The sequence below is a fragment of the Streptomyces sp. NPDC033270 genome (genome assembly GCF_055576575.1).
In genome coordinates this window covers 21,517-31,666 of record NZ_JBVIRA010000012.1, presented here as the reverse complement: position 1 = coordinate 31,666, position 10,150 = coordinate 21,517, and the positions used below count along the sequence as shown (strand labels likewise).

Annotated in this window: 9 protein-coding genes; 1 reads left to right on the top strand and 8 read right to left on the bottom strand. The window is 72.4% G+C overall.

The window, feature by feature from the left end; translation table 11 throughout:
- The first annotated feature begins 95 nt into the window (after positions 1 to 95).
- The gene (locus tag ACZ5XZ_RS18310) at positions 96 to 230 is read left to right on the top strand and encodes a hypothetical protein (RefSeq protein ID WP_468979121.1); all 135 of its coding nucleotides are present in this window, start codon (positions 96 to 98) and stop codon (positions 228 to 230) included.
- 12 nt (positions 231 to 242) lie between these two features.
- Here the strand turns inward: ACZ5XZ_RS18310 and ACZ5XZ_RS18305 are convergent, their stop codons facing one another.
- From ACZ5XZ_RS18305 to ACZ5XZ_RS18270, 8 genes are all read right to left on the bottom strand, one after another.
- Positions 243 to 1,214, bottom strand: a complete 972-nt coding sequence (locus ACZ5XZ_RS18305) for an NAD(P)/FAD-dependent oxidoreductase (protein ID WP_468979120.1) — start codon at positions 1,212 to 1,214, stop codon at positions 243 to 245.
- On the bottom strand, positions 1,207 to 1,830 hold the full coding sequence (locus ACZ5XZ_RS18300; RefSeq protein ID WP_468979119.1) for an MPN domain-containing protein: 624 nt from the start codon (positions 1,828 to 1,830) through the stop codon (positions 1,207 to 1,209). Before ACZ5XZ_RS18300 ends, ACZ5XZ_RS18305 begins: the two co-directional genes overlap by 8 nt.
- Positions 1,827 to 4,466 (bottom strand): lyase family protein, encoded by a 2,640-nt coding sequence (locus ACZ5XZ_RS18295; protein WP_468979118.1) that lies wholly within the window; start codon positions 4,464 to 4,466, stop codon positions 1,827 to 1,829. Before ACZ5XZ_RS18295 ends, ACZ5XZ_RS18300 begins: the two co-directional genes overlap by 4 nt.
- A gap of 116 nt (positions 4,467 to 4,582) precedes the next feature.
- A complete protein-coding gene (gene solA / locus ACZ5XZ_RS18290; RefSeq protein ID WP_468979116.1) occupies positions 4,583 to 5,746 on the bottom strand; it encodes an N-methyl-L-tryptophan oxidase in 1,164 nt (387 codons plus the stop codon).
- Between the two features lies 1 nt (position 5,747).
- A complete protein-coding gene (locus tag ACZ5XZ_RS18285; protein ID WP_468979115.1) occupies positions 5,748 to 6,425 on the bottom strand; it encodes an FMN-binding negative transcriptional regulator in 678 nt (225 codons plus the stop codon).
- Between the two features lie 40 nt (positions 6,426 to 6,465).
- Complete coding sequence (locus ACZ5XZ_RS18280; protein WP_468979114.1) at positions 6,466 to 7,788, bottom strand: lysine N(6)-hydroxylase/L-ornithine N(5)-oxygenase family protein; 1,323 nt, start codon at positions 7,786 to 7,788, stop codon at positions 6,466 to 6,468.
- Positions 7,789 to 7,967: 179 nt separating this feature from the next.
- Positions 7,968 to 9,233, bottom strand: coding sequence for a glycosyltransferase (locus tag ACZ5XZ_RS18275; protein ID WP_468979112.1), 1,266 nt, complete (start codon positions 9,231 to 9,233; stop codon positions 7,968 to 7,970).
- 6 nt (positions 9,234 to 9,239) lie between these two features.
- On the bottom strand, positions 9,240 to 10,019 hold the full coding sequence (locus tag ACZ5XZ_RS18270; protein ID WP_468979109.1) for a MerR family transcriptional regulator: 780 nt from the start codon (positions 10,017 to 10,019) through the stop codon (positions 9,240 to 9,242).
- Positions 10,020 to 10,150: the final 131 nt, after the last annotated feature.

Sequence of the window (10,150 nt, the reverse complement as noted above, 5' to 3'; positions counted from 1 at the left end):
GAACCACTCCTCGGCGAAACAGGGTCACAAAGGGGCGGTCTGACGTGGTGCCTCCCCTCCCCCCCCCCCCCCCCCAGGTCGGCGGTGCGATCAGCGTGGCCGTGTTCGGCAGCGTCCTGGCCGGTTCGGCCTCCTTCTCGCACGGCCTGCGGGTCTGCCTGCTGACCGGTGCGTGCGTGGTCGCGCTGACCTGCACGGCCTCGTTCCGCTTCCTCAAGGAGCGTGCATAGGCGAAGGAGCGTTCACCGGCGTGCCACTGCGGCGTCCAGTGCGGCCTTGGTCAGCCGTGCGTGCAGTGCCACCGCCGCCCGGGTCCCCTCCGCGGCGGCGATCGGGATCAGAGCACCGGCGAAGGGTGACTCGGGGTGCCGCGCCATGTCGCCGGCCGCGAAGACGCCCGGCTCACTCGCCGCACCCACGATGTCCACCGCGACCAGGCCGTCGTCGAGCAGGTCCAGCCCCAGCGACTGCGGCAGGTGGGACGCCTGGTCCACCGGCGGGTGGCAGAACGCCACGTCCCTGGCCACCCTGGAGCCGTCGGCCAGGACGAAGGCGTCGATCTGCGGATGCCGCCCCTCGACGCGCTCCACGGCAGCGGTGTGCACGGCGATGCCCAGCGCGGACAGCGCACGCGCCTGCTCGGCACCGGGGGCCGGCCGGCCGTTCGTGAACAGCGCCACGTCCGCGCTGAACCGGCGCAGGTTGACGGCCAGGTTGACGGCCGGGCCGTCGTCGCCGAGCACGCCGATGGACCGGTCGGCGGACTCCCACCCGTCGCAGAAGTGGCAGTTGAGCGCGGTCAGACCCCACCGCTCCGCCAGCCCCGCGACCGGGGGCAGCCGGTCGCGGACCCCGGTGGCCAGCAGCAGGGCCCGCGTGGCGACCTCGCCGAGGGCCGGCGAGACCACCGTGAAGCCGTCCGCACCGCGCCGCGCCCCGGTGACGCGTTCGTCGGCGAACTCGACGGACGGGTAGGCGCCGAGCTCGGACCGTGCCGTCTGACGGAGCCGGCCCGGCGCGATGCCGTCCCTGCTGAGGAACCCGCGGGTGTGCGCGACACGGTGGTTGCGCGGGGCCCCCTCGTCGTACAGCAGGACGCGATGGCGCATCCGGCCGAGCACGAGCGCGGCGGCCAGTCCGGCGGGGCCGCCGCCGACGATGACGACGTCGTACCTGGACCGTGGGGCCTTGGCCGGTCGGGATGCCTCACCCATCGGCGCGCGCCGATGACAGTCGGCCCGGTGCCGCGGCCTGGGCCGACGGCCCCTGGCCCAGCTGTGCCTCCCGGTCGAGGGAGCCTTCGTAGAAGGCCCGGATGCGGGGGGTTTCGGGGTCGACCAGGGAGACGATGAAGGTCCACATCCCGCTGTCCTGGGCCAGCGCCGTGTCGAAGGCGGTGCAGGAGTCGCGGTAGGGATCGTCCGGCCAGGGCACCCGATGGGTGTGGTAGTGCCCGAACAGCAGCCATCCGGCCTCGTCGCTGACCTGCTGCGCGTGCAGCACGTCGGCCGGGCGCGCCACCCATCCGCGGTCCTGGCGAGGAGTGCTGGTGGACACCGCGTGGGCGTCGTACAGCTCGTCGACCTCCTCGGCGGTGCCGGGGTCGTTGCGGGCGCTCTCCACCAACGGGAAGACGGCCGTCACCCGCAGCACGTCCGGCCCGTCCCACACCCCGGCCAGGAGCCCGAACGCCCGCCGCAGCGTGGGTTCGCCGGGGAGGTGCCGGCCGGCGACCTTGCGCCGGCCGTGCTCGACGACCGTGCCGTAGCCCGGCTCCGGCAGGACCAGCCGCCGGGCCCGCCCGAAGTCCCAGGGCGATGCGTGTGTCATGCGGACCTCACCAGCACGCCGTCCTGCGGCGCTGCCCGCTCGGCGAGGAGCCGCTCCGCCCGCTCGGCCATCCGGTCGGCCAGGCACGGCGCATGGCCGAGGTGCCGCAGCGGGTCGAGCGCCTCCTCGATCTGGTCGGCGGTCAGCAGATCCGGGAGGTCGCCCTCCAGGAGGATCTGGGAGCGCAGTGAGCGGCCGGCCTCCTGGGCCCGCTGGCTGCGCTCGTACACCCACGAGTAGGCGGCCTGCTTGCCCAGCGCGGGCGTCAGCAGCAGCATCAGGCGTTCGGTGGTCACCCGCTCGGCGTCCGTGTTCAGCCGCTGCCACATCTGCACCGGACGCACGCACAGGTCGCGGATCAGGCCCAGTGTCAGCCGCGCGGCCGCGAGCGCGTAGTGGGCGGCGTCGGGGACGTAGGCCCATTCGAGGCGGTAGCCGCGGCTGTCGCGCTCGTGCTCGCTCACCAGGCCGTGGAAGGCGGCGGTGACCTGCGAGGCGGACAGCCCCGCCAGCACCACGACCTGCTCGCACAGATCGGGGTTGCGCTTGTGCGGCATGGTGCTGCTGGCCACGGTCCCGGGAGTCCAGGCCAGGCCCAGCTCCGCGATCTCGGGCCGGGACAGGGTACGGATCTCGTCCGCGATACGGGCGAACGCGCCGGCGGTGAGCGCGAGGGCCGAGGCGAACTCCGCCGGCCGGTCCCGGGTCGCGTGCCAGGCGGTGTCGGGCACCGCGAGCTCCAGCCGGGCGGCGACCCGCTCGATCAGGTCATGGGCCTGGTCCCCGTAGCCCGCCATGGTGCCCGCGCCGCCGAACAGCTCGATGACGGCGATCCGCCGCTCGGCCTCCTGGAGGCGGTCATGGGCCCGGGCCAGCTCGTCGATCCACGAGCCGACCTTGGCGCCGAAGGTGATCGGCACGGCGGGCTGGGCGTGGGTGCGGCCGACCATGGGCGTGGTCCGGTGCGCGCGGGCCAGCTGGGCCAGCGGCCGGAGCATCTCGCCGATCTGCTGCCGCAGTGTCCGCAGCGTGCCGCGCATCTCCAGTGCCACGGAGGTGTCCTGGATGTCCTGCGTCGTGGCGCCGTAGTGGAGCCACTCTCCCGCCGGGCCGCAGTGGGCCTGGAAGGCCCGCAGCAGGCCGACGAGCGAGTGCCGGCTGACGGCCATCTCGCGGCGCAGCAGCGCGAAGTCGAGGTCGGCGAGCACCGCCTTGCGGGCGATGGTGCGGGCCGCGTCTTCCGGGATGATGCCCAGTTCGGCCTGGCTCAGCGCGAGCGCCGCCTCGATGTCCAGCCACCGCTGGTACTTGCACAGGTCGCAGAAGGTCTCCCGGGAGGCCTCGGTGCTGAACAGGTCGCGGAAGAACGTTGAGTCGACCATCGTGCTGCGCTCGTGCGGGCAGTCCTCGCGCGGCGGAACCGGCCGGTCCGCGGCCTGGGGGGCGGGCTGTGCCGCGGCCGCCGCGCGGCCCTGCTCCGGCTGGTCGTCGTAGGAGCCGAACGGGCTGGCTCCGTAGGGGCGTTCCCCTGGGACGTAGGCGCGCTCCTCGCACATCCGCAGGGCCGCCGCCCGCGGGCTGGTGCCTTCCTTGTCCGCGCGTTGCAGGATCGTGGTCACCAGCGTCTCGATGGTGCGGCCGGTGCGGGTGAGGACTTCTTCCGGGCTGGGACATCGGGTGGATCCGAAGACGACGTCGACGGACGCCGTGCCGCCCGCGCCTCCGACGAAGTCGGGAACGACCGTGATCTGCCGGGCGTGGAGCGCCTGCTCGACCGAGGCGGCGAGTCCGTTGTTGGCGCCCACCACCACCGCCCGCGCGGGCAGTTCGGCGGCCTGGGCCTGGCTGATCGCCTCGTCCCCGGCCGCCAGGACGACGAGGTCGGCCTGCTGGTGGAACAGCTCCTGGGCAGGGGCCCGGCGGCCGGACGGCAGGATCAGCCGGCGGTCGTCGGCCGCGATCAGCGCGGGGATGTCCAGGCCGTCCGGGTCCGCGAGGCAGCCGTCCACGTCCGCGACGGCGACGACCCGGACCTTGGCCTCCGTCAGCGTGGCGGCGACGCCCCGTCCCAGCGTGCCGAATCCCTGGACCGCCACGGTGAGTTCCCCGGGCTCGCGGCCCAGGTGCCGCGCCGCCGCCAGCGCGGCGTGCGCCAGCCCGGCGCCGGCCCTTCGCTGCTGCACCGACAGCGAGCCGACGGCGGTGTTCATCAGCTGGATACGGCGGAAGAACTCGCCGTCCGTCAGGCGCTGGGCCCGCGCGGCGGCGTACTTGATGGACGGGATGCCGCAGGAGCGGGCGATGTCCTCCAGCTGGGGCCAGCGCGAACCCATGTCGCTGCCCATGCTGTAGCGCTCCAGCAGTTCGTCGTGGAGGAAGGTGAGGAATCTGCGGAGGGCCTCGCTCGCGCCCGGTGCGGTGGGGTCGTAGTCGATGCCGCACTTGGCGCCGCCGACGTTCAGCCCGAGCAGCCGCTGTTTGAGGGTCATGCGCGCGGCGAGCGTTTCCAGGGTCTGCCGGGTGAGTCCGGGTTGCACCCGACAGCCGCCCGCGTACAGGGCGCATTCGTCGGTATCGTAAACGAGCCATCCCCGGAATCCTTCTAAGGGATCGATGTACGACAGGACTCGCTGCATTACCTCTCCTTAGTTCACGACCGAAATGGGCAGGGTGTGTCTCTCCGGTCTCCGCAGGCTCACGGAGACCGGAGAGACACACCCCTGGAGTCACGGTCGGGGAAATCTGCGGGAATTCAGTGGGAATCCCGCCCGGCCGTGGCGAAACGAGCCGGGTCGAAGATCGAAAGATTCTGGCTGGCGGATCCCTTCGTCACGATCTCCATGACGGATTCGCCGATGGCCGGCAGGAACTTGAACGCATGGCCGGAGGTGCCGGCCGCCACGACGACACGGCCGTGCGCGGATGCCGGACCGATGACGAATGCCTGGTCCGGGGTGTTGTCATAGAGGCAGACGGCACTCTTGCGGTACCGGCCGCTCGCGCCGAGGCGGGGGATGCGCGCGCGCAGGAAGTCCTGGATCTCGGCGATCTCGCGCTGCTGCACATAGCGGTCCACGCCGTCCGCGTCGGTGGGTGTACCGCCGCTGTGCACACCCGCCTTCACCCCGCCGTGCAGGCCGTTCGCGGCCGGGTGCCCGTATCCGACCATGCCGTCGCCCTCCCATATCCAGTACGGGAAACGACCGGGCTGGAAGTCCTGTGCGCCGCCGTCCGGCTCGAACCACAGCATGACCTTGCGCAGCACGTCCACGGGGAAGGTGAGTTCGGGCAGCAGCCCCGGCGACCAGCAGCCCGCGGTCACCACGACGTGTCCCACCTCGTAGGTCCCGCGGTCGGTGGCCACCCGCGCGCCACCGGGGTTCTCGGTGATCTCCCGCACCGTTTCGTTGAAGTGCAGATCGGCGGAGTGCCGTTGGGCGAGGGCCAGTCCGACCCGGACGGTCTGCTCGGGCTGGACGTAGCCGGAGCCCGGGTCGTAGACCGCGACGCAGTCCGGCGCGGGTTCGAACTGCGGGTAGCGGGCGTGGACCTCGTCCGCGGTGAGGTACTCGTGCTCCAGCCCGCACTTCTCGGCGCTCGCGCGGGCCGCGGGTATCAGGGCGCCGTCGGCGGGCCCGAGGCACAGACCGCCGGTGCGGTGGAAGAGGCGCTCACCGCTGGCCTCCTCCAGCTCCGACCACAGGGTGTAGGCGCGGCGCAGATACGGCACGTACTCGGGACCCATGAAGTACGCCTGCCAGACGCCACGGGACTCGCCGTGGCTGGCACCCAGGTCGTGGACCGGGCTGTAGCGCTCCAGCCCCAGGACCTTCAGGCCGGCCGCGGCCAGCGCGTTGGCGGCCGCGCTGCCGAGTCCGCCCAGACCGACCACGGCTACGTCGTACTGCTTGCCCATTTCAGAGTCTCCCCTCGGGCGGCCGGCCATCGGCGCCGGTCCACCGCTCCATGGCGCACGCCAACTCCCGGTGAGTGCCTTCCGGGCTGGCGGCGAAGTGCGAAGTGGTTGTGTCCCTGGTCTCCGGGTCCAGTTCCTGGCTGAGTTTGAACATCCCGTCGACGTCCTCCACGTGCAGCTCGAACGCCCCCACCGCGGGCAGGATCTTGTCGAAGTAGTCGAGCGACCCCGCCATGTCCCACCGGCGCCCGAAACGGCCCTCCAGTTCGCGCACCGTCCGGTGGATGACGCGGCGGGTCTCCTCGCCGGCCGGCAGCGGCTGGATCGTGCCTCGTAGGTGGACGGCCGTGAAGTTCCAGGTGGGCGCGGCCGGTGTGTATCCGTAGACCTCGGGTGAGACATATCCGTCGGGGCCGCGGAAGATCAGCAGGGCGGACTGCCCGGCCGTGAGGTGGCGCCAGTGCGGATTGGCCCGGTTCAGATGCCCGAGCACCCGGTGGCCGCGCAGATCCGCGGGCCCGTTGTCGACGGCGTCGGCCACGTCCTCGGGCAGCACGACCGGCAGGTGGGTGGCGAAGGGCACCGGGTCCGCTCCGGTGACGAGAGTGGCCAGCGGGCTGGCGCGCACCGTGGCCACCGCTGCCGCCGAACTCCCCTTGTAATGTGCGGGAACGTACATAGCGCGGTTCTCCTTCGGGGCCGAAATTCTGCGCCGACGGCTACCGGCGGCGCAGGAGCGAGTCGGCGACCTCTCCGGCCCGGACCGCCGTATTGGACAGCAGCGTCGAGGACAGGCCGTGCGTGTGCTCGGTGGCGCCCTGCAGATAGATTCCGTAGCGCACCCCGTCCTCCATGCGGATGCGGTAGTCGCGGTCCACGTCCAGCCGGCCCGTGATGTCGCGCTTGCACAGGGCGAGCAGTTCGGGGCTCAGCAACTCGTCGGGCGGGACCGGGCGATAGCCGGTCGCGTACACCAGGTAGTCGGACTCCAGGGTGCGTTTCTCGCCCGAGGTGAGGGATTCGACCGTCAGCGAGAGCGGGCTGCCGGGGGTCTCCTCGACATCGATGAGGCAGGAGGTGTGGTCGATCAGCAGCCGCTGCTCGGCGGTCACCTTCTCCTGGTACCAGATGCGATAAAGCTCCGAGATCAGCTCGTTGTCGACCACCGAGTAATTGGTGTTCCGATGACGGTCGACGAGCATGTCCCGGACGGAGTGCGGAGCCCGGTGGAAGTCGTCCACGGCGACCGGGTCGAAGATCCGGTTGGCGAACGAGGAGTCGTCGGCGGGGCTGTATCCATAGCCCGCGAAGACGGCGCGTACCCGCCCGTTGGGAAAGCGCTCGTGGAGGTGGGCGGTGACCTCGGCCGCGCTCTGGCCCGCGCCCACGACGGTGAAGCGCAGGGGCGCCGCGCTCGGTATGCCGTCGAGCCGGTGGAGCAGGCCGCTGCTGTGCCACACCCGCTCCGACTCCCGCGCGCCGTCCGGCAGGGAGGGGCGCAGACCGGGTGCCAGCACCACGTTCCTGGCCTGGCGCACGATCCGCCGGGTGCCGTCGGAACCGGGTATGCCGACCGTCACGTCCAGCCGGCTCTGCCCCGCCGATGCCGCCGGTGCGATCCGCAGCACCTCATGGCCGTAGCTGACCCGGTCCGCCAGCGCGCCCGCGGCCCATTCCAGGTAGTCGTGGAATTCCACGCGACTCGGAAAGAGGGCCTTGTGGTTGATGAAATCAACCATCCGGTCCCGGTCGTGCAGATAGTTGAGGAACGTGAATGCACTGCGCGGGTTCCGCAGCGTCACCAGGTCCTTGAGGAAGTGCACCTGCATGGTGGCGTTCTTCAGCAGCATGCCGCCATGCCAGGAGAATCCGGGGTGCCGCTCGTAGAAGTGCACCCCGGATTGCGGATGAGGTGTTTCGTGCAGGGCTATGGCGAGGGCCAGATTCGAGGGGCCGAACCCGACGCCGAGTACGTCGAGCGGCGCTCGCTCCTCATCGCATAACGATGAAGTGGAGCGCCCTGTTTCCAGGCTTTCCGGCAAGACGTGCTCCAGGGGGGGTGATTACCTGAATGCTGAGGGCGTGAGCATTTCAGCACGAGCCTGCGGGAACGCCATCCGGCCGTCAAGGATCTTCCGTATGAGAAATTGGTCCTATACCGGTGGGTCGAGAATCTGGCTATTGTGCCGCCCGGCGCGCTGGGGCCGTGCGCCCTGGAGCCTTACGCGGCCAGGCGGTCCACCGCCTCGGTGACCGCGCCGGCGCCGTCCTCGACGGCGAGGCGGCCGGCGGCGCTCCGGGCGCGCTCGCGGTGGGCGGGGTCGGCGGTGGCCCGGGTGAGGGCGTCGGCCAGACGGTCGGCGGCGTGCTCGGCGGCGAGGTCCTGGAAGGGTATCGGGGCCGTGGCGGCGCCCACGGCGGCCAGCCGCGCGGCCCAGAAGGGCTGGTCGGCGGTGACCGGTACGGGGACGGCGGGGACCGCGGCACGCAGTCCCGCCGCGGCGGTACCGGCACCGCAGTGGTGCACCACGGCCGACATGTGCGGGAAGAGCAGGGCGTGCGGGACCTCGCCGACGGTGAGGATGTCGTCCGTCGCGAGGGCGTCGGGGCCGCTGGTCAGACCGGCCCAGCCGGACTGGAGGACGCCGCGGACCTTGGCCCGGCGCAGGGCCGCCACCGCCAGGGCGCTCAGCCGCTCGCCCTCGCCGCCCGCCATGCTGCCGAAGCCGATGAACACCGGGGGCGGCCCGGCCGCGAGGAAGTCCGCGACGAATGAGGGGAGTTGGGCCTCGGGTGCGTGCCAGGGCCACCAGTTCCCGACGACCTCCAGGCCGCTGGGCCAGTCCTTGGGGCGGGGCACCAGGACCTCGCTGAAGCCGTGCAGGACCGGCCGGCCGGCCGCTTCGGCGCGGCGGCGCAGCGTACGGGGCGTGGCGGGCGGCAGGCCGAGGCCCGCCCGCAGTTCGCGGCTCGCGTCCACGTAGAGGCGGTCGACGACGCGGTGGGAGAGGCGGCCGACGGCGCGGTTGCCCCAGCGGCCGAGGGAGCGGGCGCCGCCGACGGGAGGGGCGAAGTCGCCGGTGGGGGCGTTGGGGTGGAGGGGGAGCTCCAAGGACGGGATGCCGTGCGCCTCGGCGAGGCTCCGGCCGAGTGGCGCGGTGGTGGTGGACAGCAGCAGCAACTCGGTGCCCTCGGTGGTGGCTTCGGCCAGGCCGGTGCCCAGTTCCCGGATGAAGGCGGCCGCCCTGCGCAGGAGGGCGCGCCTGCCGCCGGTGGAGGCCTCCGGTGCCGGGCCGCTGTCCGGCTGCTCGGCGCGCGGGTCGGCGGGCAGTCGGCGGAACTCCAGGTCCGCGGCCCGTACGAGCGGGGCGTAGGCGTCGTGGGTGGCGAGGGCGACGTCGTGGCCCGCTTCGCGGAGCCGGGCGCCGAGGCCGGTGTACGGGGCGACGTCGCCGTACGAGCCGGCGGCCGTGATCACGATCTTCATGGGACGTCAGCGGCCTTTCGACTGGCGTACGGCGTTGGCGTGGACGGCCGTGCGCAGATAGGAGGCGAGACCGGGGCGCTGCTGGCTCGGGGGGACGACCAGGGCGAACGCCCGGGGGTCGGCGGCGAAGTCGTCGGCGATCCGACCGTGCATATCGGTGGGGCACGGGGTGAACCAGCGGCTGATGCTCTGCCGGTGCTCCTCGGCGAGGTCCATGGCGCGTTCGCCGTCCGCGGGGTCCTCGGCGTCGAAGGCGGCGGTCAGCCGGGCCCGCCACTCGGCGGCCTCGGCCATGATCTGCGCCCAGTCCTCCTTGGTGTGGGCGGCGGCGCTCGCCATGGAGCGCCGGTGCCCCGCGCGGTCATGCCACTTCAGCTGGGCGTCGGTGGCGTAGGTGAGGTCGAAGGCGACCTCGCCGAACACCTCGAACCGCTCCTCGGGCGAGAGTTCCACGCCGGTCTGCTGGACCTCCATGGCCTGTTCGGCGACCTCGACCAGGCGCTGCAGTTTGGTGATCTGCTCGTTGAGCAGGCGGTGCCGGGCACGCAGCTGGTCGAGGGCGTTGGCCTGCGGGTCCGCCAGGATCGTGGCGATCTCGTCGAGCGGGAAGCCGAGTTCCCGGTAGAAGAGGATCTGCTGCAGCCGGGCGAGGTCGGCGTCGCTGTAGAGGCGGTAGCCGGCCGGGCTGCGGTCGGTGGGGGAGAGGAGTCCGGTCTTGTCGTAGTGGTGCAGGGTGCGCACGGTGATTCCCGCGGCGGCGGAGACCTGCCCGACCGAGTAGCCCACGCTCGGCGCCTTTCGTTCGTGGAGACGGGTGGGGGGGGGGGGGGGGGGGGGGGGGGGGGGGGGGGGGGGGGGGGGGGGGGGGGGGGGTGGGGGAGGGGGGGGGGGGGTGGGGGGTGGGGTGGGGCGGGTAT